We start from the raw sequence: 23,801 nt of genomic DNA, 5'->3' as shown, positions 1-23,801 counted from the left end.
TCGGGGTCGGGGTCGGGGGCAGGATCCTGGCAGAAGGATCCCTCCTGCCCCTAGTCAGCATGTGTTGCTAGTTGAAAATTTATAAAGGCTAAAAATCCTATTCGAAATCGAAATCGAAATCGAAATCGAAATCGGGATCGGGTGTTGGCCTTTTTTATGTAGGGGCGAACCTGCGTGTTCGCCCGTTTTAGGGGGAAATATGAAAAGAGTTTGCACTCTGCTCCTACTGTCGATACTGCTCCTCGCCGGCGTCGGCTTTGCCGCCCCCGTTTCCTCAGAACCCGTCTTCACCCTGACCGGCCTGGTGAAACATCCCTTGCAGCTCACTCAGGAGGATCTGGGCAGTTATCGCGCCGTCTCCGTCCGGTTAACGGAAGTGGCCAGGGATGGGTCTTTCCAGGGCGTCCACATCTACCAGGGAGTCCCTTTGCAGAACCTGCTGCAGGCGGCCGGAGTGGAAAAGGAAGGCGGTGAATTCCCCAAGGCCATCGATCTTGCCCTCCGGGTGCGCAACCGTGAGGGAAAGAGGGCCCTGCTTTCGTGGGCCGAGGTGGCCTACGGGCGGCCGGAGGATGTGCTGGTTGCCTTTTCGGACAAAGTCCTCACGATTGAGACAGGGGAATCTGCCGGTGTTCCTCATGCCCTGCCGAAACTCGTCCTGGCCAACGATTTCTTCAGCGATCGCTCCCTGGACGGTCTTGTCTCCATCGAAGTGGTCGATCCAACACGGGAGGCGAAGTCCGCAACCGTACCTCTGCAGATGAAGCCGGGGAGAAGGGTGGAAGAGGTCGCGACAAAGATTGTTTGGGGAGGCAACCGGTTTGAAGGGGTGCAGCGTTTTTCCGGCACCCCCCTGGTGGACCTGCTGAAGAACACGGGGATTGAGAACGATCCCGAAATCACGGTTCTGGTCCATTCCAAAGACGGCTACCGTTCGCTGCTTTCGATGGGTGAGCTGTTCTGGTCCCCCCTCGGACGCCGCATTCTTCTGGCCGACCGGATGGACGGCCGTCCCCTCGGAGAGAAGGGGGAGCTGTGGCTAATCTTGCCCGATTCCTCTGCCAACCGTTACGTCCGCAAGGTCGAGAGCATCGAGTTGCTGCATCCTTCTCATCAGGCAAAATTGATGGTCATCGGCGTCGGTCCGGGTGACACCAGCCTGATCACCCTCGAAGCCCTTGCCGCCTTGGCGAAAGCGGATGCGGTGGCGGCGCCCGGCGATATCCAGCAACGGTTCGCCCGCTATCTGGTCGGCAAGGAGATCCTGTTCGACCCCTTCGCCTTTGCCGATCCCGATCGGGCTCAGCCCTTGTCGGTTGAAGAGCGGGAGAGGTTGAAGCAGGAAGAGTGGCGGGCCAATGCCGATAAGATTCGCCGGGTCCTGGAGGCAGGTCGCGACGTGGCTTTTCTCGATTGGGGCGATCCGATGATCTTCGGCAGTTCCCGCTGGATTCGTGAATTTATCGAGGATGACCGGATCGAAACCGTGCCCGGACTCAGTTCCTTCAATGCCGCCAACGCCGTCATCAACCGCGACCTCAGTGCTCATGGCGCCCTGGTGATCACCGCGCCCCGGGGCCTGCGACAGAACCAGGCTTTATTGGCAGCCGCGGCCAAAAACGGAGACACCCTGGTCATCTTCATGGGCCTCCCGGATCTGCCCGATCTGGTGCCTTTGCTGCAACGGCACTATGCCCCTGAAACCCCGCTCCGCCTGGTTTACGCTGCCGGCATCAGCGGACGAGAGCGGCAGGTTGACACAACCCTGGAAACGGTGTTGCAGGCCGTCGAAAACGAAAAGGAAAAATTTCTCGGACTGATCTATGTCGGCCCCTGCCTAACTGAGGGGAACGCGGCATGCAACTGAATCGAAGCCTGGGCCTGGGGGACGCCCTGCTGCTGATCATCGGCAACGTCATCGGAGCCGGGATCTTCACCACCAGCGGCTTTCTGGCCGGCGAACTGCCCCATCCCTGGCTGTTTCTCGGCATCTGGGTTCTGGGCGGAGTGCTGACGCTGTGCGGGGCTTTGACCTACGCGGAACTGGCCGGCATGTTTCCGCTTCATGGCGGGGATTATCAGTTCCTGAAGGAAGCCTATGGACGCTGGGCGGGTTTTCTGCTGGGGTGGGTGCTGTTCTGGGTGATCAACCCGGGATCGATCGCCGCTCTTTCCATCGGCCTGGTCAGCTATCTGAAAATGTTTTTCCCGGGACTGGGTTCGGGAGGGGAAAAACTGCTGGCTGCGGGACTCATTCTGGCTTTTTCCTCTATCAATTTTCGCGGCATCCGGCTGAGCGGGACCACTCAGAACATTTTCACCCTCGGCACGGTCCTGACCCTGCTGGCTCTGATTGGCGCCGGTCTCCTGTCCGGCGGCGGTGCATGGGGGAACCTGACTGCGGCCGGGCCGGTGACGATTTCTCCGGGAAAACTGTTCGCCAACCCGATGATCGCGGTCATCTTCACCTACAGCGGATGGTTCGCCTCGGCCTACATCGGCAGTGAGATCAAGAACCCTCAGCGCAATCTGCCCCTGTCGCTGATTCTGGGTACGCTCTGCGTGGCACTGGTCTATACCCTGATCAATCTGGTCTATCTTTATGCCATGCCCGTCGAGGCAATGAAGGGACTGGTCAATGTCGCCCAGGAGGCGATGGGGCGGCTGTATGGCCCGACCATGGCCAGCCTGGTCTCGGTGCCCATCGCCCTGGCGATTGCCGCGGGCATCAACGCCACCATCCTCACCGGGGCCCGGGTATCCTTCGCCATGGGGGAGGATAACGTCTTCTGGTCCCGCCTGAAAAAAATCCATCCGGTTTACCAGACACCGGGGTGGGCTCTCCTTGTCCAGGCGCTGCTCTCCTGTCTGCTGGTGCTGTTAGGCACCTTCAATCAGCTGCTGGGGTATGTCGTTTTCGTCATGGTTCTCTCCAGCATCGCCAGCGGCCTGGCCCTTTTCGTTCTGCGCCTGCGCCAGCCCGGCACCATAAGGCCCTACCGCACCTGGGGCTACCCTTTCGTGCCCCTTGTGTTCGTTTCCGCCTATCTCTGCATCCTGGTGCAGATCGGCCTGGCCAATCCGAAAACATCCCTGCTGGGAATCCTGATCGCGCTTGCCGGCCTGCCTGTGTATCTCCGCATGAAAATGAGAGCCGCCTTTCCGGTGGAAAGTTAGGAGCCCGTCGAAGACAGAAGCCAAAGCCGATTTCGATCCCGATCCCGATTCCGATTTGGATGAAAACCTTTTCAAAGCCCCTTTGCAGGTCCGCCTTTAGGAGCATTTTGAGGGCAAGTCATCGCGGCTGAAGCCGATCTCACATTGACACGTCAACGCCTGCGCAATCCCGGGATATCCTATAGACCTAGCCTTTCCCCCGGCAGTTCACACCTGGAAGCCTGTCATTTTCCCAGAGGCTTTCTGCCCCGTAATCGGTTAAAATGATTGGAATCGCAGACTCATTCCCTTTTACCGGAGCGGATGCTGACCCCGATGCCAAAATACACCTCTGCCAATTCCTGTGGGGGCAGAAAAGGGCTTTTCTGCTGCCTGCTGTTTTTGCTTTTCGGGATGCTTTTCCCTGCATCGGGCTTGGCTGCGGATCCCCTGTCATTGAACATAGAGGGTGTTTCCGGTGAGGTTCTCGACAATGTCAAAGCCGCCCTGGCCTTTCCGCCCGGTCTGGTTCAGAACGGAACGGTGGACCAGCGCTGGCTGAACCGGTTCGTCGACCAGGCGGAGGAAAGGACTAGAAGAGCCCTGCAGCCTTTCGGTTTCTATTCAGCGAGTGTAAAAACCGTGCTCTCCTCCACTCAGGAAGGAAACCAGGTGCTGACGGTTCAGATCGAACCGGGGGTGCCGGTCCGTTTATCGAATGTGCAGACATTCGTTGAAGGGGAGGGGGCCGAGCGACTTCGGGAGAAAAAACGTTTGCCGGAGTTTCCTCTGAAGGCCGGAGAGGTGCTTCACCAGGGGCGGTATGAAGAGGGCAAAAAAGCCTGGCTGGATACCGCGCGGACCCAGGGTTTTCTGGATGCAGCTTTCAAAGTCCGCGAGATCCGGGTGGATCCCGTGAAACATTCCGCGGAAATCAGGCTGGTGCTGGAGACCGGCCCCCGATACCGTTTCGGAGAGGTCGCCTTCAGCGGCGCCGAAACCTATCCAGAGCCCTTTCTGCGGCGGTATCTCGCTTTTGAGCCCGGCGATGTTTTTTCCTATGCCGACATCGGCCAGAGCCAGTTGAACTATCTCGACTCGGATCGCTTCGAGCAGGTGCGTCTCCTGCCGGATCGCGAGGCTGCCGAGGACCACCGTATCCCCGTCGAAGTGGACCTGAAATCCTCACCCCCCAAACGGTTGCGGCCGGGTATCGGCTATGGCACCGATACGGGGGCACGGGCCAGTCTGCTTTTCGAAAACCTCAATCTGTTCCACCGGGGGCATGAGCTGCGCCTGGAGCTGAATCTCAGCCAGTTACGCCAGGCGGCCACCGCCGCCTATATCCTGCCCGACCCGGATAACCTGAACAGCTTCACGGCCTTTCAGGCAGGCTATGAGGCGGAAGACACGGACACCTTCGACACGGAGAAAATAACGGTCGAAGCCGAACACACACGGGATTTCGGGCGGGGCCGGAAGGGCTCCGTTTACCTTCAGTATCTCTGGGAGGATTATACGGTCGGAGAGCAGAGCGACATCTCGACCATGCTGATTCCGGGGGTCCGTTTTTCCCAAAGACGGTATCGCGAAATTATCCGTCCCCGCAAAGGTTATCAGTATTCCCTGGAAGTGCGGGGCGGCCATGAATACCTTCTTTCCGATACCAACCTGCTGCAGGTCCTGGCTGCCGGCAACGTCCTGCTTCCGCTGCCCGCACGTCTGAGCCTGTTCCTGCGCTTTGAGGGAGGAACCACCCTGCAGAGCGATCCCCTGGAGGACATTCCCGTGTCGCTGCGCTTTTTCGCCGGGGGGGATCAGAGCGTCCGGGGGTATGCGTATCAGTCGCTCGGCCCGGAGGACGAAAACGGCGACGTTATCGGCGGCAAGCACCTGCTGGTGGGGAGCATCGAGCTGGAGCGGGCCCTTTTTAAAAACTGGGGAATCGCCGCCTTCTACGATGTCGGTAATGCCTTTAATGATTTTGCCTCTTACGACGTGTTCCAGGGGGCCGGACTGGGCGCCCGGTATTATACCCCGGTCGGGCCGGTCCGCCTGGATCTGGCCCGACAGATCGGGGAGGACGATCCCAGCTATCGCATTCATCTCAGCATCGGTTTCGGATGGTAAAGATTTTTTGGAAACATTGGATCGGCGTTTTTCTGATCATGGTGCTTGTCCTGGTCGGAGGGGCTGCCTTCTGGCTGCTGGCCACCACCGGCGGTGCCCGCTGGCTGGTTGGAAAGCTCACCGCAATGACCGATCAGCAGGTTTCCGTGGCACAAGTGAAAGGCAGCCTGAGCGACACGCTGATCTTGAGCGGTATCGAAGCCCGGTACCCGGAAATGAGGGTGGATCTTGACCGGTTGAAGGTCAGCTGGCGCCCGGGCGCCCTGCTGCGGGGCAAGGTGCTGATCACGGGGTTGGAGGCGCAGGGCTTGTCCTGGATGGATCTGGGAAAGTCCGAGGAAACCGAGTTTGAACTGCAGTGGCCAGAGCTTCCGGGCTGGCTGCAAAGGATCCGGGCGGAAGTCCGCCGTTTCGAACTGCGTGACCTGGTTTATCAGGGACCGGATCGGGAACCCCAATCGCTGGATCACGTTTCCGGCCAGATCCGGTGGACCGGAGAGTTGCTCGACATATCGTCCATGACCATGAGCGGTCCGCCTGGAGATCTCTCTGCCGCCCTGCGCATGCACTGGCCGCAGCGCCGGCTTAAACTCCGGGTTGCCGCCCGGCTGGAAGAAGTCGTCGAAGGGGAAGCCCGAGGAGAAATGATTCTGGAACTGCACCCGGCGAAGCAAGGACCGGGGCTTGCCGGAGCGGTGACTCTCAAGGTCGACAGCCGGCCGACCGGCAAGGTCGATCTCAGCGGCAGACTCGAACTGGAAAACAGTACGGTCGCATTGCGGAGCCTTTTGCTGCAGGCAGCCGAGAATGGAAAGATAAGCGGGGATCTGCAACTGGGACTGTCCTCCGAAGCGCCGCAGGTGGCGGCGGATCTCAGGCTCGATTCCATCAACCTGGCACGGTTCATCGATGAGCCCACCAGTATTTCCGGAAGTTTGCAGGTGGACGGTAACCTCGATGATTACCGCGGCCGTTTCGATCTCGAAAATCGGGTCGAAGACTGGCGGGCGGTAAAGCTGGCCGCCAATTTTTCCGGAAATGCCCGGCAGGTTCATTTTTCGGAACTTCAAGCGCGCTTTTCCGGAAATGGGAAGATTAACGGAGATCTGCGATTGGATATGTCCTCCGACTTGCCGGATATGGCCGCGGACCTCAGGCTCGATTCCGTCAACCTGGTGCCTTTCACCGGGCAGGCCACCAACATTAACGGCATGCTGCGGGTTGCCGGCAGCATGGATGATTACCATGGTCGGTTCGACTTGGAGAATCGCTCCGACGACTGGCGGGCCGTTAAACTGTCCGGTGACTTTTCCGGAAATACCCGGCAGGTCGTCCTGCCCGATCTGCAGGCGCATCTTCTCCGGGGACGGCTTGGCGGGGCATTGACGGCTGCCTGGGAGCCCGTGCTGTCGGTGCAAGGGCAGTTGACCGGGAAAGGGCTCAACCCGGCCGCCTACGATGCCCAGTGGCCGGGGGATCTCAGTTTCGACCTGCAGGGTCGGTGGCGGCAGCCTCCGGAAGGTCCCATGGATCTCGCGGTTAAAGGCCGCCTGCTGGAAAGCACCCTGCGCGGCTACGGATTCCGCGGCCGGATCGATGCCAGTATGCAGGGAACCGAGCTGGATTTGACCGCCCTCGAACTGCAGGGCGAGGGAATCCAGTTGACGGCCCGGGGCAAGTTGAGCCGGCGCATCGACTACCAGGCCCGGGTCGGGAACCTCGCTACCCTGCTGCCCGATGCGTCCGGATCCCTGCAGAGCAGCGGCTGGCTGCGCCGGCGGAATGATCAATGGACCGGCACCGCCGAGGGCACGGGACGGAACCTCCGTTATGAGGATCATGCAGCGGAAAACATCGCTTTTTCCGCCAAGGCAAGCGACAGCGGGAGCGGCGACCTCAACCTGCGTCTGCGGCAGCTCAAGTCGGGCGATTTTCTGGTGCCCGGCCTCGACCTCCAGGCGTCCGGTTCTCTTCAGGATCATCGTGCTGAAAGCACCATTCGGTTTCCTGAGGAGACCAGCCTGGAGCTGGCCGTTTCCGGAGGCTATCGGGAAAAAGTCTGGCGCGGCACTCTGCAGAAACTGCTGTTGCGGGAGCCGGTCGGCCCCTGGCGTCTGCAGCAGCCGGTTTCTGTAGCGGTCTCTGCCAACTTCGTGAAGTTCGACAATCTGCGCATGACCGGAACCGGCGGCGAGGAATTGACGGCTTCAGCCGACCTGACGTTCCCGGATCTCGCCGGCCGTGCCCAGGTCCAGTGGCAGGCGCTGCGTCTGGGGCGGCTCGAGCCCTGGCTGCAGCAGGGGGACATCAGCGGCCAGACCAGCGGGCGGGGCCTTCTGTTGCTGCCTTCCGGGGGAGAGGCGGCCGTCTCTCTGGAGGTCGAGCTTTCCGGCCGCTACGAGCAGGAAGATTTCGATCTGACCGTGACCCGGGCCCAGGGAGATCTCGAATGGAACCGCCAGGGACTGACGGGAACGCTTGCCGTCAATCTGGCCCGGGGTGTCCGGCTGGACGGCCGGGTGCGATCCGATGAACCTGCCGGAAGGGAACTGCCCCGCTCAGGGGAATGGGAACTGGTTTGGAACGGCCTGAACCTGCAGCATCTCGAACCCTGGTTGCCGACCGGAATAACCGCCCGGGGCGAGATATCCGGCACCAGCCAGGGCAACTGGGCACCGGGGGGCGTGCTGGCCGCCCGGGGGTCCGCGTCTCTGAATCAGGGACTGGTGGAGACCAGCGTGGCGGAAACCGTGGTGTCCCTGCCCCTTGAAAACGCCGAGCTCACCTGGGACTGGCGGGACGATCGGCTTGAAGCCCAATCCCGTTTGATGCTCGCGGACCGCGGTCGCCTGACCGGACGGCTTCGCCTGCCCCTGCCTGCCCGGATGCCGGTCTCGCTCGAGCCCACAGGACGGCTGGCCGGTCAGGTGGAGGGCTCGTTTCAGGAGCAGGGGCTGGTTGCCGCCCTTTTCCCGGGTCTGGTTCAAGAAACCCGAGGCAATATGGAGATGGATGTCGACATTGCCGGTACCTGGGCGCAGCCGGAATTCGATGGCGGGCTGCAGCTGAGTGATGCGGGAGCCTTTCTGCCTGCAGCCGGCATCGAACTGAAAGACATCCGTTTGCAGGCCGCTTTCAAAAAGGACCGGGTGGAGCTGGCGTCCTTTTCAGTGAAATCCGGTCCCGGGCAGATCAACGGAACCGGAACCCTGCGTTTGAGGGAGTGGGAGCTGGCCGATTACCAGGGCACCCTGCAGGGGGAACGGTTCGAGCTGATCGATCTGCCCGAGCTGCAGGCGCTGATCAGTCCGCAATTGGATATTCAAGGCACGGCGGAAGAGGTCTTTATCCGGGGAACGGTCCGGGTGCCCGATCTGTTGTTGCGGGAGATCGAAAGGGAGGAGATGCTGCTGCCCAGCGAAGACGTGGTCATCGTCGGCGAAGCGGCTCCCCCCGAACCTGTCGAAGAGCCTGCCCCGCTGACCGTCAGGGCCGATATCGACATCATTCTCGGGGACCACGTCCTGGTCAAGATGGCCGGACTGGATGCCCGCCTGACAGGCAATCTGAATCTGAAGATGGCGGGGCTGGACGATGTCAAGGCCAACGGCCGCATCAGCGTTGCCGAGGGGGATTATCGGGCCTACGGGGCCAAGCTGAAGATCGAGCGGGGCAATCTGCTGTTCAGCGGCCCGGTGGAACAGCCGACGCTGGACATCCTCGCCCTGCGCTCCGTGGGTGACGTCAAGGCCGGTGTCCGCGTCACTGGCACCCCGCGCTCCCCGACGGTGGAGCTCACCTCCGATCCGGCCATGAGTGACAGCGACAAGCTCGCCTATATCGTCCTGGGGCGCCCCTTCGCGGCGGACGGAGGGGAAGCCAGCCTGCTGATGACCGCCGCCGGGGCCCTGCTTGGCCGGGGCGAATCGGTGGTTCTGCAGGATCGGCTCAAGCGGCAGCTGGGAGTGGATGTTCTGGGCTTCGAAGCCGGGGAGGGAGATATCACGGAATCGATGCTGACCATCGGCAAATATCTGAACCCCGACCTCTACGTCAGCATCGGCCAGTCCCTGTTCACCGAAACCACCGAATTCCGGATGCGCTATACCCTGGGCGAACACTGGGAGTTGGAATCTAAAACCGGCACAGAGAGCGGCGTCGATCTGTACTACAAGATCGAATTCCGGTGAATGATAACTTCGTTCCTGACGCTAAGGGATAAACCGGATGCCATTTTATTTGACTTGTAGGGGCGGACCTGCGTGTCCGCCCACCCACATTAAGGCCCGGTATAGCTGAACACCCCGCTCTCCGAGCCGTCCGGATTGATGATTTGCAGGGTCAGGGTCTTGGTTTGACTGGTGGTGGGATGCCGCACGTAGATCATCGTCCTGCAATCGACGTAATACACGGAGTCGAGCCCGGGCTGGTTCAGGTTGTAGGGGGTGTATTCGAATTCACCGATATCCGGCGTGGTCGGATTGAAAGAAGGAATCTGTTGACCATTCACCAGGAGTATCGACCGGTAGGTGAAATTTTTCCCGGTAATCATCAGTTCATAGGATGTGACAGACTCTTCCCCCATGGAGGCGTTTTCTATCTCGGGGGTGTTGTTGATGACCAGGACTACCGGAAGCGATTTCTGCTCGTCGGGATTGACCAGTTGGATCTGATGAAGCCCCGAATCCATCCGGGGCACGGCGAATGTCAGGGCATCCTCGGCACTGCGTTGCGCCGCCAGCACTGCTCCATCCAGCAGCAGCAGGGTGCCGGCCTGTAGGCCCTCGCCCCGGACCACGACCTGGCGGCCTGCTCCCATATCACAGGTGTCGATCGTCTGCGGCTCCAAAGAAAGGATGGCCGGAGGGGGCAGAACCACGCGGAAGAACATGCTCCGTTCCGACGTTTCCTCCCCCGTCTGGAGTTGCAGCAGGTACTGGCCTGCCGGCAGGTCGGGAACGACGAAGGTCAGCTGCCGTTCAGCGAGGCTGGCTGGTGCCACCAGCCTGTCCCCGAACATTATCCTGACGTCTTTCGTAAAGGGGCCGCCGGTCACGATAACCCGGCTGCCCGGCCGGGCCACACTGGGGGCGATTCCCGTCAGACGGGGAGGTTGGGCCAGGACCAGGGCGGGAAGCAGCAGCAACAGCAGGATGCAGAAAAACTTGCGGGTCATCTTTACTCCTTGTGAAGGGATACCCTCAAATTAAAACATCGCCCAGGCAAAAAACAAGTTGTGCTGACGTCTTGTCCGGAACCCTTCAGTCGATCACTTCCACCTTCAGAATCACCACCGGTTTCACCGGAACATCCTCATACCCCCCCGCAGTCGCGGTAGGTTCCTGTTCGATGGTATAGACCACATCCATCCCGTCCACCACCCGGCCGAACACCGCATATCCGTAATTCTCCGGATTTGTTCCGGAATGATTAAGAAATTTGTTGTCCTCGGTATTGATGAAGAACTGAGCCGTCGCGCTGTCCACCTCGGAGGTGCGGGCCATGGCAATGGTTCCAGCCTTGTTTTTGAGCCTGTTGTGGGCTTCGTTTTTGATCGGCTCATTCGTCGGTTTTTCCTGCATGTCCGGGGTCAGCCCTCCTCCCTGGATCATGAAGCCTTTGATGACCCGGTGGAAAATTGTGCCGTCGTAATGCCCGGCCCGAGCATAGGCGATGAAGTTTTCCACGCTGATGGGAGCTTTCTCGACATCGAGCTCGAGCAGGATTTCGCCCAGAGAGGTTTCCATCTGGACCAGGGGGTTGGATGCGCTCATATGAATTCTCCTCTTGAAGGGATGGCAAGTTGGCGAAGAGATAATAAAAGGGTGTCGCGGGCAAGGCAAGACGGGATGCGAAACGGGATGACAAATCCGATCAATGGGAATTGGACAAATGGTCTGTTCCTTGTAGGGGCGGACCTGCGTGTCCGCCCGCATTGGTCGTAACCGGGCAGCCACACAGGCCTGCCCCTACGGATGTATGGCCCCGTTGTGAGGGGCGGCGCCTTACAAACACATCGTGTCGATCATCGCCACCAGCTCCGGGATCTGCGGTTTGCTGATGGAGGCGTCGGCGCCGACCGACTCGCATTTGGCCGACATCTGCTCCGTAATCAGGGAGGAGAACATGATGATCTTGAGGTTTTTCAGTCCCAGGGTCTCGCGGATGCGGCGGCACAGGGTCAAACCGTCCATTTTCGGCATTTCGATATCACTGATCAGTAATTTGACATGGTTTGTCAGCTCCTCTTCGGACGTCACCTTCTCCTTCAAGGACTTCAGTGCCTCATAGCAATCCTCCCCGTCAACGAAAGTCCTGATCTGGGTGTATCCGGCTCCGGTCAGCATTTTCTGCATTCCTACGCGGATGATGGTCGAATCCTCTGCGATCATGAGTTTGACCCGGGCCCGTTTTTCGGCGATGGTTTCAATGTCTTGAAGTCCTTCAGATTCGAGCTTTTGCTCGTAATTCATGCCGATGTCGGGGTCGATTTCCGAAAGGATGTGTTCCAGATCCACGACCAGAATCTCCTTGCCGCCGATATGGATACTGCCGGTGAATCGGGGTTGATACTGCTCGAACAACGACGGCATCGGCATGACATCCTGCCAGTTGATGCGGTGGATCTGATTGACGCCGTCGACCAGGAAGCCGCTGATCCTGTTGTTAAACTGGCAGACCAGGACAATCGGGCGTCCAGCCTCTTCGGCCCGGGCGTTCCTTCTGAGATGAACGTTCAGGTCCACCAGGGGAATGCTCTGGCCCCTGACCAGAAGCGTGCCGATCATGGAAGGATAACTTTCGGGGAGGCGGGTGGCTTTTTCCGGTTCATACTGGATGATTTCCCGCAGCTTCTGGACATTGACTCCAAAGGATTGCCCGCCCAGATAGAATTCCAGAATTTCCATTTCATTGGTGCCGCTCTCCAGCAGAATCTCCTGAGTCCCTTTTTCCTTCATGCCATTGCTCCAATTCGGAAATAAAGTCAGATCTCTGACAGCAGATAGTCCATATGGTTGATCCTTGACAGAAAACTGTCAAGCCGGAGGGTTAAGCCCTGCATAATATCTCCTTGCAGGAATCGTGACAACCTGTGGAAATTGATCGCACTTCGGCACCACCGATGGGTTTTCACCCGCCGTGAAAAAATGGTTGCCATTCAGGCGATTCTTGTATAAATTACAAATACCATTTATATGGATTTTACGAATATATAAGGAATGCGGTGATTGTTTGCCACCGCCATAAAACGATAACCGAAAACCAGATACAAAAGGAGGATCTGCATGTCCAGAAAGCGCATTATCGTGATTGGAGGGTCGGCGGCCGGCCCCAAGGCGGCCGCCAAGGCCAAGCGTCTCGACCAGAACGCCGAGGTAACCATTATCCAGAAGGATCCGGAGATGTCGATGGCATCCTGCGGCTATCCCTATTACGTCGCCGGCGTATTCAACGACCGCAATGCCCTGTTGAGCACTCCTTACGGCGAGGTGCGGGATTCGGGATTCTTCCTCCACACCAAGGGGATCAGCGCCCGCACGGAGACCGAGGTGATTGCCATCGATCGGGAAAACCATGAAGTGCGCGTGCGTGATCTCAAAAACGGCATGGAGGAGGAGCTGCCTTACGACAAGCTGATCATCGCCACCGGCGCTACGGCCCGCAGGCCGCCGATCCCCGGGCTGGAACTGGAAGGGATTACCACCCTGCAGTCGATGCGGGATGCCGACTTCATGCGCAGGATCCGCGACGACAAGCAGATTACCAAGGCGATCGTCATCGGCGGCGGCTTGATCGGCATCGAGACCTGTGAGGCGCTGCAGCTTTCCGGCATCGATATTACCGTGGTGGAAATGCTCCCGCAGATCCTCATGTTTCTCGACTGGGAACTGGCCAAAGTACTCGAAAACCATGTTCGATCCAAGGCCGCCAACGTGCTGACCGATGTCGGGGTGACCGAATTCATCGGTCAGGATGGCAAGCTGTCGGCGGTCAAACTGAGCAACGGTACCGAGCTCCCCTGCCAGCTAGCGGTTCTGGCCATCGGCGTGGCCCCGAACACCAAGCTGGCGGCCGCTGCCGGTCTGGCCATCGGCGCCACCGGCGGCATCCTGGTCGACGATTACATGCAGACCTCCGATCCGGATATCTACGCGGTCGGGGACTGTGTCGAGATCAAAAACCGCCTGACCGGCGAAAAAACCCGGGCGCCCTTTGGCGACCTGGCCAACCTGGAGGGACGGGTGGCCGGAGAAAATGCGATCATGGGCAACACCGTGACCTTCCCCGGGACCATTCATACCGGAATCTGTCAAGTCTTTGATTTCGCGGCCGGATCGACCGGATTGTCGGAAGCCAAGGCCCGCAAAGCCGGGTACGACATTGAAACCGTCATCAACGCCAGCCTCGACAAGCCGGGCTTCATGGGGGCCAAGCTGCTGATCTCCAAAATGGTAGCGGATCGGAAGACCGGCAAAATTCTCGGCGTGCAGGTCGTCGGCCCCGGCGATGTCGGTCGGCAGGTGTCCATCGCTGCCATGGCCCTTCTGGGCAACATGACCGTTACCGACCTGGGGAATGCCGATCTTCCCTATGCACCACCCTTCTCCCTGGCCATCGACCATATCATCGCTACCGCCCATCTGATGGAAAACAAGATCAAGGGCCGCCTGAAAGGGATTTCATCCGTCGAGGTGAAAAAGAAGCTCGAGCAGGAGTCCAAACCCTTTATTCTCGATGTGCGCACCACCGACGAATTCGATCAGATGCGCATCGGCATTGGCGAGACCCTGATACCTCTGTCCGACCTGCGCCATCGCTTCGGTGATCTCCCCGCCGACAAGGATCGGGAAATCATCTGTTTCTGCAAAATTTCGCTGCGCGGCTACGAGACGCAGCTTCTGCTGGAAGCCAACGGCTGGACGAATGTGAAGGTTCTGGAAGGCGGCGTCATGGCCTGGCCCTTCGGGCGGGAGAAATAGGGGGTAGGGGCGGACCTGCGTGTCCGCCCCGTTTTTTACCCCGGGGGCTCCATGAATTCCTCCACCGTCGTTTCCGCCGGCAGTTCCCCAACCCGATTTCGATGGATGAACATGCGCAGGGCCAGATAGACCACCGGCAGGATGCCGCCGACGATGAAGAGGGTGTCTCCGGGCATCCGCAGCCATTCGAAAACCCTGACCGTCGGCTGGCGGAAGAAATCGATGCTGCGGGCGTGCCAATAGGAATTCTTCAGGCTTTCGGAGAGCTGCAGGAAGCCGACCGGAAAAAGGTTGACGAACAGCATCCAGGCGAGTCCGATATTGAGGCTCCAGAAGGAGATCTTCATGGCACGTTCGCTGTTGCGGTCCCAGGGGATGAAATAACGGGCGACGAACATGAAAAACCCCATGGCCAGCATGCCGTAGACGCCCATCATGGCGCCGTGGCCGTGGTTGGCGGTAAAGGCGGTGCCGACCTCGTAGTAGCTCACCACCGGCAGATTGATCAGGAAACCGAAAACCCCGGCGCCGAGAAAGTTCCAGAATCCAACCGCGATCAGGAACATGACCGCCCATTTGTGGGGGAAGGCGGTACTGGCGGTGCCCGCCACGCTCCGCTCCCCAGGGGGGGCGCCGAGCTGCATGAAATGCCAGGCCTCGTAGGTCAGCAGCAGCAGCGGAATCACCTCCATCGCGGAGAAAAAGGCGCCGAAGGCCATGTGAGCCGCGGTGGCGCCGTTGAAGTACATGTGGTGCATGGTGCCGATGACCCCGCCGACGGAATAGAGGATGATGTCCAGGTAGATGACAGTGGTGGCGACAGTGGGCCGCACCACGCCGAGCAGGACAAAGATGTAGGCGACCATGATGGTGGTAAAGAGTTCGAGGAAATCCTCCACCCAGAGATGCACCACCCAGAACCGCCAGAAATCGGCCACCACGAAGTTGACGTTCTTGCCGAAAACCATTCCCACGGCGTAGAAAACCGGGATCGACAGGGCACTGTAGAGAAACAGCCAGGGCATGTTGCCCAGATGTTCATTGGGCAGGCGGTTCCAAAGGCCCCGGACCAGGATCACCACCCACAGGAACATGCCCACCACCAGCAGCATCTGCCAAAGGCGTCCCAGATCGAGATATTCCCACCCCTGTGATCCCAGCCAGAACCAGAGATCGTCCCCGGGCATCAACCCCGCCAGGCTGATCGCTTCGCCTCCCAGGCTGCCCAGCACCACCAGCACCAGGGCTCCGAACAGGGCCAGCGCCAGCGTTTTCTGGAATTTCGGCTCACGGCCGGCGATCATCGGCGCGAGAAAGATGCCAATGGCCAGATAGGCCGCCGAGACGAAAAACAGCGCCAACTGCACATGCCACATGCGGGACAGGTTGTAGGGCAGCAGGCGGGCGATCTCCAGGCCGTAAAAACCCTCCGGCTCCACATGATAGTGGGCATTGGCGCCCCCGAGCAGGCCCTGCAGCAGAAACAGTCCGGCCACCACCAGGAAATACCAGGGGGTGGCCCTCTGCGACGGGGTTAGAGGCACGGTGTTCGGATCCCGGAAGCGACGCTTCTCCCCTCCTTCGATCTCCTGTTTCCAGCCAAGCCAGTTCCAGCGGCCGAAGGCGAACAGCACCAGCCCGCTGCCGCCGAGCAGGGCCACCAGGCTGAGCACGCTCCAGATCATGGCCTCGGGAGTCAGGCTGTTGCCCGCCAGTGGCTCCGGAGGCCAGTTGTTGGTGTAGGAGTAGCCGGCGCCGGGTCGGGTGGCGGCCGTGGTCCAGGCCGCCCAGGAGAAGTAGGCGGTCAGCTGCCGGATCTGCCGCGAATCGGAAATGTGCGGCCGGGCCAGCCCTTCCTGCTGTTGTTGAGGGCCGAACCAGTCGCGGTAGAAGTCCTCCAGCCTGTCGAAAGCCAGGGCCTGGGCCGGCGTATAGACCAGCAGGCCCGTCTCGGGCTGATAGCGGTTTGTCTTCAGGTCCCGTCGCACCTGTCCTGCCGCCTCGTCCTCCGACACTCCCCGGGCCCGATAGAAATTTAGCATCTCGAGGCCGGAAAGGTGCAGGTACTGAGCGGTGAAATCGGGCCCCAGGTAGGCGCCGTGGCCGAACAGAGTGCCGAACTGCATCAGACCCCGCTTCTGGAACAGATGCTGCCCCGCCATAATGTCGTCGCCGCTGAAAAGGACAGCGCCGTTTTCCGTCTGAACCATGCGGGGGATGGGAGGCCGGTTCTGATAGATGCTGACGGTCAGATAGCCGAGGACGCTGAAACCCACAAGAAAAGTCAGGATTGTCACCTGCAGCCAGGTGGGGGAGATGACCATCCTTTTTCGGGATTTTCCCATGGCGCGCCCTCCTCTGGTGCGAGTTGCTGACGTACTCAGCTTAGCAGTCGTTAAGGGAGGTGCAAGTTGAAACCTGCAATGCGTGAGGAGTGAGGGGTGAGGAAAAGGCCAGGCAAAGGCAATTGGACGCAGATGAACGGGGATAGACCTTACCCATAACGAATTGCGTGTTCCCAATAATTTATTTTCAACCCATTGGCGGACCTGTATCTGCCGTTGCTGCCCAACGCGGGCGGACACGCAGGTCCACCCCCACAACGGCCATACATTTTATTCAGATTTACGTTTAACGCATTAATGGACTCCAGCCTTGCAGGTCCTTCCAAACCCGATAGAGTTTTACTTTCCGCCATTTATCCATCCATCCGAACGAGAGGAGGATTGAGACCATGTCGAAGATGTTCTGTCATCAGTGCGAGCAGGCGGCCAACGGGGTCGCCTGTGAAGTCCATGGGGTTTGCGGCAAGAACCCCGAGGTGGCCGCCCTGCAGGACCTGATGCTGTACGGTCTGAAGGGAATGTCCCTCTATGCCGCCAAGGCCCGCGAGTTCGACGCCCGGGACGAGGAGATTGACCTGTTTCTGTTCGAGGGGCTGTTCAGCACCGTCACCAACGTCGATTTCGACCCGGACCAGTTGATCGCCAAGCTGCACCGCTGCTATCAGCTCAAGGAAAAGGCGCGGGAGATGTACGAGAAAGCCTGTCGGGAGAAGACCGGCAAGGAGGCGCCGCAGGTCACCGAAGATCCCGCCCAGTGGACGATCGCCGGCGACCGGGAAGGGATCCTCGAACAGGCGCGGCAGCACGGGGTCAAGACCCAGGCCGACGATCCCGACCTGCTGTCCGTCATCGAGATCGTCAATTTCGGCCTCAAGGGGATGGCCGCCTATGCCGACCACGCCTACATCCTGGGGAAAAGGGAGGAGGACGTTTTCGCCTTCTTCCACCGGGCCCTGGCCGCGACCACCGACAAATCGCGGGATGTGATGGATTTCGTTCAGATCGCCATGGAGATCGGCCAGATGAACCTGCGGGTCATGGGGATGCTGAATGACGGCCACACCGAGCGTTTCGGCCATCCGGTGCCGACCAAGGTGCCGATCGGCATGCGCAAGAACAAGGGCATTCTGGTCTCCGGTCACGACATGGTCATGCTCGAGGAGCTGCTCAAGCAGACCGAAGGCAAGGGGATCGACATCTACACCCATGTGGAGATGCTGCCCGCCCACGGCTATCCGGGCCTGAAGAAATATTCGCATCTCTACGGCAACTACGGCGGCGCCTGGCAGGATCAGGCCAAGGAGCTGCCCGACTTTCCCGGAGCGATCATCTTCAACACCAACTGTATCCAGCGCCCCGCGGAATCCTACAAGGACCGCCTGTTCACCTGGGGCCAGGTGGGCTGGCCCGATGTCAAGCACATCGAAGGCTGGGATTTCAGCGAAGTGATCGAAAAGGCTCTGGAATGCCCCGACCTGCCGCATGAACCCGACAAGGAGATCATGACCGGTTTCGGCCACAACGCCGTGCTCGGCGTGGCCGACAAGGTCATCGAGGCGGTCAAGAGTGGGGCCATCAAGCGTTTCTTCCTCATCGGCGGCTGCGACGGTGCCAAGACCGGCCGCAACTACTACACCAAGTTCGCAGAAGCACTGCCGAAGGATACGGTGATTCTGACCCTGGCTTGCGGCAAATACCGCTTTAACAAACTTGACTTCGGGGATATCGCCGGGATTCCGCGCCTGCTCGACGTCGGCCAGTGCAACGATTCCTACAGCGCCATCCAGATCGCCCTCGGCCTGGCCGAGGCCTTCCAGTGCGAGGTCAACGAGCTGCCGCTGTCCTTCATTCTCAGCTGGTACGAGCAGAAGGCCCACGTCATCCTGCTGACCCTGCTCTCGCTGGGGATCAAGAACATCAAGCTCGGCCCCAGCCTGCCGGCCTACGTCACCCCCAACATCCTCAATTTCCTGGTGGAAAACTTCAACATCCAGCCGATTTCCACCTACGAGGAGGATATGAAGGAGGCTCTGGGGGGATAGAGTTTTCCGGAATAGCGGAAAAGGAACGGCGCGGGGGCAACCCTCGCGCCGGTTCGTTTTGAGGCATTTGGTTCCCGTAGGGGCGGACCTGCGTGTCCGCCCGCCCTTGTCCTGAACCGGGCAGGCACATCGGTCTGCCCCTACGAATGGGATGACCCGATTTCTCTCGAAAAAACTATCAACTTGATCCATATCAATCCCCCCCTCTGCCGTTGACGCTACATTGCCAACCAATAATGCAGCGACTAAACCGCGCAATATAAAAGGGGAGAGGACTATGGCTGAAAATATCGTGATTGTCGGCAACGGCATGGTGGGGCATCGTTTCTGTGAAGAGCTGATCGAGCGGGGGATGACGGAGAAGAACCGGGTGATCGTGTTCGGCGGCGAGAAGCGGCCGGCCTACGACCGGGTGCATCTCTCCTCCTGGTTTTCGGACCAGCCGGTGGACCTGACCCTGCAGGACGCCGACTGGTATCGGGACAACAACATCGAGCTGAATCTCGGTGATCCGATCGTGACCATCGACCGCGGCAGCCGCACCGTCGTCACCGCCTCGGGGCGCAAACAGCCTTACGACAAGCTGGTGCTCGCTACCGGCTCCTCGGCCTTCATGCCGCCGATCCCCGGAAAAGATTTGACCGGCGTCTTCGCCTACCGCACCATCGAGGATCTGGAGGCGATCGCCGCCTACAGCCGCCAGGCGTCCCGCGTCGCCGTCATCGGCGGTGGTCTGCTGGGGCTGGAAGCGGCCAAGGCCTGCGTCGACCTGGGGCTGGAGACCAAGGTCGTGGAGATGGCGCCTCGTCTCATGCCCCGCCAGCTCGATGACCGGGGTGCGGCGGTGCTCACCGAAGCGATCGAGCGCCTCGGCATCGAGGTTTTGACGGGGGTGGCCACCACCGGCATCGAAGGGGATGACACGGTCACCGGCCTCGGATGCAAGGACCGGGACCCCCTCCCCGTCGATATGGTGGTGGTGTCCGCGGGCATCATTCCCAACGACAAGCTGGCCCGGGACTGCGGGCTGGAGGTCGGTCAGCGCGCCGGCATCGTGGTCGACGGCAACCTGCAGACCAGCGACCCGGCGATCCATGCCATCGGCGAATGCGCCCTGTTCGAGGGGATGATCTACGGCCTGGTGGCTCCCGGCTACGAGATGGCCCGCATCGTCGCGGCCCGCTTCGACGGCGAGGAGAAGGAGTTCACCGGCTTCGACATGTCCACCAAGCTCAAGCTGCTCGGCCTCGACGTGGCCTCCCTTGGGAATCCCTTCGACGACAATCCGGAGAACCGGGTGGTGGAGGTGCACGACACCGTCACCGGCATCTACAAGCGGATGGTCATCGACCCCAGCGGCCGCAAGCTGCTCGGCGCCATTCTGGTGGGCGACGCCGAGCCCTACGGCATGCTCTCTCTTTACGTGAAGGGCAACAAGGACCTGCCGGAGCAGCCCCAGTCGCTGATCGTCAAGGGCGGGGGCGGGGCCGGTCTGGCCATCGACCAGCTGGAGGACGCGGACATCATCTGCTCCTGCAACAACGTCACCTACGGCACCATCTGCAAGGCCATCGACGAGCAGGAGCTGCGCACCGTGGACAGCATCCAGAAGGTCACCAAGGCCGGCACCGGCTGCGGCGGTTGCCTTCCGATGGTCAAGGCGGTGCTCAAGCACGAGCTGGCCAAGGCCGGCATCGAGATGGACAACTCCATCTGTGAGCATTTCCGCTACTCCCGGCAGGACCTGCTGCACATCGTCAAGACCAAAAAGATCCGCACCTTCGACGAGCTGCTCGCCCAGTACGGCCAGGGCGCCGGCTGCGCGGCCTGCAAGACCCAGGCGGCCTCGATCTTCGCCTCCCTCTGGAACGAATACGTCCTCGACCATGCCCACCTGCAGGACACCAACGACCGCTTCCTTGGCAACATCCAGCGCAACGGCACCTACTCGGTCATCCCCCGCTCGCCCGGCGGCGAACTGACCCCCGAGCAACTGATCGTCATGGGCCAGGTGGCCAGGGAGTTCAACCTCTACACCAAACTCACCGGCAGCCAGCGGGTGGCCCTGTTCGGCGTCCATCTGGAGGATCTGCCCAAGGTCTGGGCCAAACTGGGCGAGGTGGGACTTGAATCCGGCCACGCCTACGCCAAGGGGCTGCGCATGGTGAAAAGCTGCGTCGGCGATACCTGGTGCCGCATGGGCATGGGCCCCTCCGTCGACTTCGCCATCCAGCTGGAGAACCGGTACAAGGGCCTGCGCTCGCCCCACAAGCTGAAAGCGGCGGTGTCCGGCTGCACCCGCGAGTGCGCCGAGGCGATCTGCAAGGACTTCGGCCTGATCGCCACCGAAAACGGCTGGAACCTCTACGTCGGCGGCAACGGCGGCGCCTTCCCGCGCCACGCCGACCTGCTGGCCACCGACATCGATCGCGAAACCGCCATCCGCTACATCGACCGCTACCTGATGTACTACATCCGCACCGCCGACAAGCTGGAGCGCACCGCCACCTGGCTGTCCAACCTAGATGGCGGGGTGGAGAAGCTGAAGAAGGTCATCATCGAGGATTCTCTCGGCATCTGCGCCGAGCTCGAAGCCGACATGCAGCGCATCGTGGATGGCCAGCACGATGAATGGGCCGTCACCCTCGGCCGGCCGGATCAACTGGCCCGCTTCCGCCACTTCTCCAACGCCGACGGCAAGGACCCGGTGAAGCTGATCACCGTGCGCGGCCAGGAACGTCCGGAAAACTGGCAAAAGGAATACCCCATGCCGGAAATCGCACCCGAAGTGCTGCAGGGGGCGCGGGAGTGGGTCCCTCTCGGCCGCGCCTCGGCGGTGCCCAGGGACGGCGGCGCCACCTTCCGCTACGGCCGGCACCAGATCGCGGTGTTCCACTTCGCGCAGCGGAACGAATGGTACGCCTGCCAGAACCTCTGCCCACACAAGCAGGAGATGGTTCTGTCCCGCGGCCTGCTCGGCGACACCGCCGGCATCCCGCAGGTCACCTGCCCGATGCACAAGAAGTCCTTCTCCCTGGCTGACGGCAAGGGCCTGACCGACGAAATCTACTCGATCCAGACCTTCGAGGTGAAGGTGGAAGGCGACGAGTTGCTGGTCAAGCTGCCGAGCCAGGAAAACCTCGACCGGCTCCACGCCTGCAACGACGAAGAACCCTGCACCTGCTTCGCGTAGGTCATTTGTAAGTACGACGCTGAAAAAGGCCTCCTGATGACAGGGGGCCTTTTTCGTTAAGCATGGGCAGGCCGGTTGGAGTCCTTTGTCTTCCGGACCAGAGGTGCTGTAGAATTAATGAAAAGATTCGGCCGCATATTTCAAGGAGGAGCTATGAACACTATCCGTCTCACGGCAGGTCTTTTTGCATTGATGTGCCTTTTGACCCTGAATGCCGAGGCCGCCGATTCTGTGGTCCGGCAATGGCAGCAGGGATTGAGCGGCGCAAAACTGACCGCTTATTCAGGCTCTGTGATCAGGAACAACAGCACACTGACGACCATCGATTTTTGCAGCAACGGCCGCTACCGCTATTACAAGGAGGGGAGCTGGTCGGTGCCTGGCATGGCGGGAGGCGCCTCCAATAACACGGTCACCGGCAACTGGCAAGTGCAGGAGCTTGGCGGCCAGGTGTACCTGCTCTACAGTACGGATGCCGGCCAGCAGGGGTCCTATCCCATCTACCTGCAGAACAACGGCCGCGTCAACATCGGCGGTGAAGCCTATGCCGTACAGCAAGGTGGAGCGGGGTGCTGAAAAACCAGGGGCGAACCTGAGAAACCTCACTGCGCAACCCAAAGACAGAATTGACAGGGATTGGCAGGATGTACAGGATATATTCCTGAAAACCGTAAATCGCGAGACGTAATTCCGATTTGGGTTGCTAAATCAAGGGAAAAGGGCAGACACACAGGTCTGCCCCTGCGACAATTGTTTGGTATAAATCAATATGGCGAAAAGGCCACTTCGTCGCCACTCTTCAATTTGGAATTTATGGTCTTCTCTTCGTGATTGACGAAGATCAACTTGATATGATCCGGTTCAAGGCCGACCTTGACGGCCAGATCCCTGGCAGTCGCGCCCTCGGGGAGATCATAGGTGTGGCGTCGTAGCATGAGGGGACGCTGGTAAGTTATGTAAGTTATTTCAAATTTTCTGCTCTTCTTCCTCCAGTTCAGCCTGCTCGATGGCCAGCTTCACGGCCACATGGCTCCTCCCGGTCAACCTCGCCAACATCGTTATGGTCACACCAACTTTCCGGCTCGCCATGAGGTAGAACCGCCTTCGAGCTCGACTGATCACTCGATTGCGACTTGTCCCGAGAATTTGCTCGGAATTAACACCACTTTTGATTGCCACCGCCCTCAAAATATCCTCGACAGATGCCTTCCTCTCCTCATCGCCCTTATCATCGAGATTGAGAACCTCCTCAACAAAATGACCGCCGCCAAGAATTCTCTCATCCGAAAGCTCCCTTTCCTCGGAATTGGACAATCTCTCTCCTCCGAGACTCCGGGCCAAGCCTCCGCCGCGCAACTCCTCTCTTCTTCCTTGGGAAATCCCAGCCGCTAAATAATCTAGATAGCCATTTAAAGCAACATTCCGCCTATCAGCGAATCTCCCCAATACCGCATCCTCTTCCTGGGCCTGAAATTTTCTTTGCCCGACAAGCACGGAATGACCTGTATACCGATATCTTGCCAATTCTTCCATATTCTGGAGGATGCCGGCACGAACAGGATTAAGGTGAATATATCGAACTAACTCCAGGAAATAGGGCTCTTCCTCCACCACAATGCTCTTGTATCGGTTCTGAAAAAGATGTCCTTGTCTTTTATGCCTTAAATTATAGGACACGGCATGCCCGGTCATCAGCCGGCGCATCATCGGTGACAAAAGACCTTCACCGTTTCGGATGAGCAGATGAAAATGGTTTGGAAGCAAGGCCCAGGCATATAGGTGAGGCCCGCCGGGTTTGCTGACTTCATCAGCCAACCTCTTTAAAAATCCTTCTCGGTCCTTATCGTCCTGAAAGATATTCCGCCCCTCTATCCCTCGACCCATAATATGGAAAACCAAACCGGGGATATCCAGTCTCGGCTGTCTCGGCATTTCATCTTCCTGTGCGAGTATA

At 59.7% G+C, this 23,801-nt stretch carries 14 protein-coding genes; 8 read left to right on the top strand and 6 right to left on the bottom strand.

Annotated elements, in window-relative coordinates; translation table 11 throughout:
- Positions 1 to 199 precede the first annotated feature (199 nt).
- The 4 genes from R2940_13585 to R2940_13570 all read left to right on the top strand — a co-directional run bounded on the left by R2940_13585 (position 200) and on the right by R2940_13570 (position 9,476).
- Positions 200 to 1,867 (top strand): SAM-dependent methyltransferase, encoded by a 1,668-nt coding sequence (locus R2940_13585; GenBank protein ID MEZ4600815.1) that lies wholly within the window; start codon positions 200 to 202, stop codon positions 1,865 to 1,867.
- Complete coding sequence (locus tag R2940_13580) at positions 1,858 to 3,177, top strand: amino acid permease (GenBank protein MEZ4600814.1); 1,320 nt, start codon at positions 1,858 to 1,860, stop codon at positions 3,175 to 3,177. Before R2940_13585 ends, R2940_13580 begins: the two co-directional genes overlap by 10 nt.
- A gap of 435 nt (positions 3,178 to 3,612) precedes the next feature.
- The gene (locus tag R2940_13575; protein ID MEZ4600813.1) at positions 3,613 to 5,286 is read left to right on the top strand and encodes an autotransporter assembly complex family protein; all 1,674 of its coding nucleotides are present in this window, start codon (positions 3,613 to 3,615) and stop codon (positions 5,284 to 5,286) included.
- Entirely contained in the window at positions 5,280 to 9,476 is a 4,197-nt protein-coding gene (locus R2940_13570) for a translocation/assembly module TamB domain-containing protein (protein MEZ4600812.1), read from the top strand. Before R2940_13575 ends, R2940_13570 begins: the two co-directional genes overlap by 7 nt.
- An 89-nt stretch (positions 9,477 to 9,565) precedes the next feature.
- Here R2940_13570 and R2940_13565 read toward each other — a convergent pair whose 3' ends face one another.
- The 3 genes from R2940_13565 to R2940_13555 all read right to left on the bottom strand — a co-directional run bounded on the left by R2940_13565 (position 9,566) and on the right by R2940_13555 (position 12,245).
- Positions 9,566 to 10,462 carry an IPT/TIG domain-containing protein gene (locus tag R2940_13565; protein MEZ4600811.1) on the bottom strand — a complete coding sequence of 299 codons (897 nt, stop codon included), beginning with the start codon at positions 10,460 to 10,462 and terminating at the stop codon, positions 9,566 to 9,568.
- An 85-nt stretch (positions 10,463 to 10,547) separates the two neighbouring features.
- The gene (locus R2940_13560) at positions 10,548 to 11,060 is read right to left on the bottom strand and encodes a peptidylprolyl isomerase (GenBank protein ID MEZ4600810.1); all 513 of its coding nucleotides are present in this window, start codon (positions 11,058 to 11,060) and stop codon (positions 10,548 to 10,550) included.
- A gap of 231 nt (positions 11,061 to 11,291) precedes the next feature.
- Complete coding sequence (locus R2940_13555; GenBank protein MEZ4600809.1) at positions 11,292 to 12,245, bottom strand: chemotaxis protein; 954 nt, start codon at positions 12,243 to 12,245, stop codon at positions 11,292 to 11,294.
- Positions 12,246 to 12,572: 327 nt separating this feature from the next.
- Here R2940_13555 and R2940_13550 point away from each other — a divergent pair, with 327 nt between their 5' ends.
- Positions 12,573 to 14,267, top strand: coding sequence for an FAD-dependent oxidoreductase (locus R2940_13550; protein ID MEZ4600808.1), 1,695 nt, complete (start codon positions 12,573 to 12,575; stop codon positions 14,265 to 14,267).
- Positions 14,268 to 14,302: 35 nt separating this feature from the next.
- On the opposite strand, the gene R2940_13545 is transcribed toward R2940_13550, so the two are convergent.
- Positions 14,303 to 16,612, bottom strand: coding sequence for a cbb3-type cytochrome c oxidase subunit I (locus R2940_13545; protein MEZ4600807.1), 2,310 nt, complete (start codon positions 16,610 to 16,612; stop codon positions 14,303 to 14,305).
- A 389-nt stretch (positions 16,613 to 17,001) separates the two neighbouring features.
- Between R2940_13545 and hcp the strand changes: the two genes are divergently transcribed.
- The 3 genes from hcp to R2940_13530 all read left to right on the top strand — a co-directional run bounded on the left by hcp (position 17,002) and on the right by R2940_13530 (position 22,423).
- A complete protein-coding gene (gene hcp / locus R2940_13540; GenBank protein MEZ4600806.1) occupies positions 17,002 to 18,654 on the top strand; it encodes a hydroxylamine reductase in 1,653 nt (550 codons plus the stop codon).
- 277 nt (positions 18,655 to 18,931) lie between these two features.
- On the top strand, positions 18,932 to 21,847 hold the full coding sequence (nirB, locus tag R2940_13535) for a nitrite reductase large subunit NirB (protein MEZ4600805.1): 2,916 nt from the start codon (positions 18,932 to 18,934) through the stop codon (positions 21,845 to 21,847).
- A 153-nt stretch (positions 21,848 to 22,000) separates the two neighbouring features.
- A complete protein-coding gene (locus R2940_13530) occupies positions 22,001 to 22,423 on the top strand; it encodes a hypothetical protein (GenBank protein ID MEZ4600804.1) in 423 nt (140 codons plus the stop codon).
- Between the two features lie 188 nt (positions 22,424 to 22,611).
- On the opposite strand, the gene R2940_13525 is transcribed toward R2940_13530, so the two are convergent.
- Both R2940_13525 and R2940_13520 read right to left on the bottom strand, forming a co-directional pair.
- On the bottom strand, positions 22,612 to 22,782 hold the full coding sequence (locus R2940_13525; protein MEZ4600803.1) for a hypothetical protein: 171 nt from the start codon (positions 22,780 to 22,782) through the stop codon (positions 22,612 to 22,614).
- A gap of 31 nt (positions 22,783 to 22,813) precedes the next feature.
- Positions 22,814 to 23,779, bottom strand: a complete 966-nt coding sequence (locus R2940_13520; protein ID MEZ4600802.1) for a transposase — start codon at positions 23,777 to 23,779, stop codon at positions 22,814 to 22,816.
- Between the last annotated feature and the right edge of the window lie 22 nt (positions 23,780 to 23,801).

It is taken from the genome of Syntrophotaleaceae bacterium (assembly GCA_041390365.1).
Lineage (GTDB): Bacteria > Desulfobacterota > Desulfuromonadia > Desulfuromonadales > Syntrophotaleaceae > JAWKQB01.
This window is presented reverse-complemented; position numbering and strand designations above follow the sequence as displayed.

Bases quoted from the DNA above. Each gene is read 5' to 3' on its own strand.
- R2940_13550 (MEZ4600808.1), top strand. From the start codon at position 12,573: ATGTCCAGAAAGCGCATTATCGTGATTGGAGGGTCGGCGGCCGGCCCC.
- hcp (MEZ4600806.1), top strand. From the start codon at position 17,002: ATGTCGAAGATGTTCTGTCATCAGTGCGAGCAGGCGGCCAACGGGGTC.
- R2940_13520 (MEZ4600802.1), bottom strand. From the start codon at position 23,779: ATGCCGAGACAGCCGAGACTGGATATCCCCGGTTTGGTTTTCCATATT.
- R2940_13565 (MEZ4600811.1), bottom strand. From the start codon at position 10,462: ATGACCCGCAAGTTTTTCTGCATCCTGCTGTTGCTGCTGCTTCCCGCC.
- R2940_13525 (MEZ4600803.1), bottom strand. From the start codon at position 22,782: ATGCTACGACGCCACACCTATGATCTCCCCGAGGGCGCGACTGCCAGG.
- R2940_13555 (MEZ4600809.1), bottom strand. From the start codon at position 12,245: ATGAAGGAAAAAGGGACTCAGGAGATTCTGCTGGAGAGCGGCACCAAT.
- R2940_13585 (MEZ4600815.1), top strand. From the start codon at position 200: ATGAAAAGAGTTTGCACTCTGCTCCTACTGTCGATACTGCTCCTCGCC.
- R2940_13545 (MEZ4600807.1), bottom strand. From the start codon at position 16,612: ATGGGAAAATCCCGAAAAAGGATGGTCATCTCCCCCACCTGGCTGCAG.
- nirB (MEZ4600805.1), top strand. From the start codon at position 18,932: ATGGCTGAAAATATCGTGATTGTCGGCAACGGCATGGTGGGGCATCGT.
- R2940_13570 (MEZ4600812.1), top strand. From the start codon at position 5,280: ATGGTAAAGATTTTTTGGAAACATTGGATCGGCGTTTTTCTGATCATG.
- R2940_13580 (MEZ4600814.1), top strand. From the start codon at position 1,858: ATGCAACTGAATCGAAGCCTGGGCCTGGGGGACGCCCTGCTGCTGATC.
- R2940_13560 (MEZ4600810.1), bottom strand. From the start codon at position 11,060: ATGAGCGCATCCAACCCCCTGGTCCAGATGGAAACCTCTCTGGGCGAA.
- R2940_13530 (MEZ4600804.1), top strand. From the start codon at position 22,001: ATGAACACTATCCGTCTCACGGCAGGTCTTTTTGCATTGATGTGCCTT.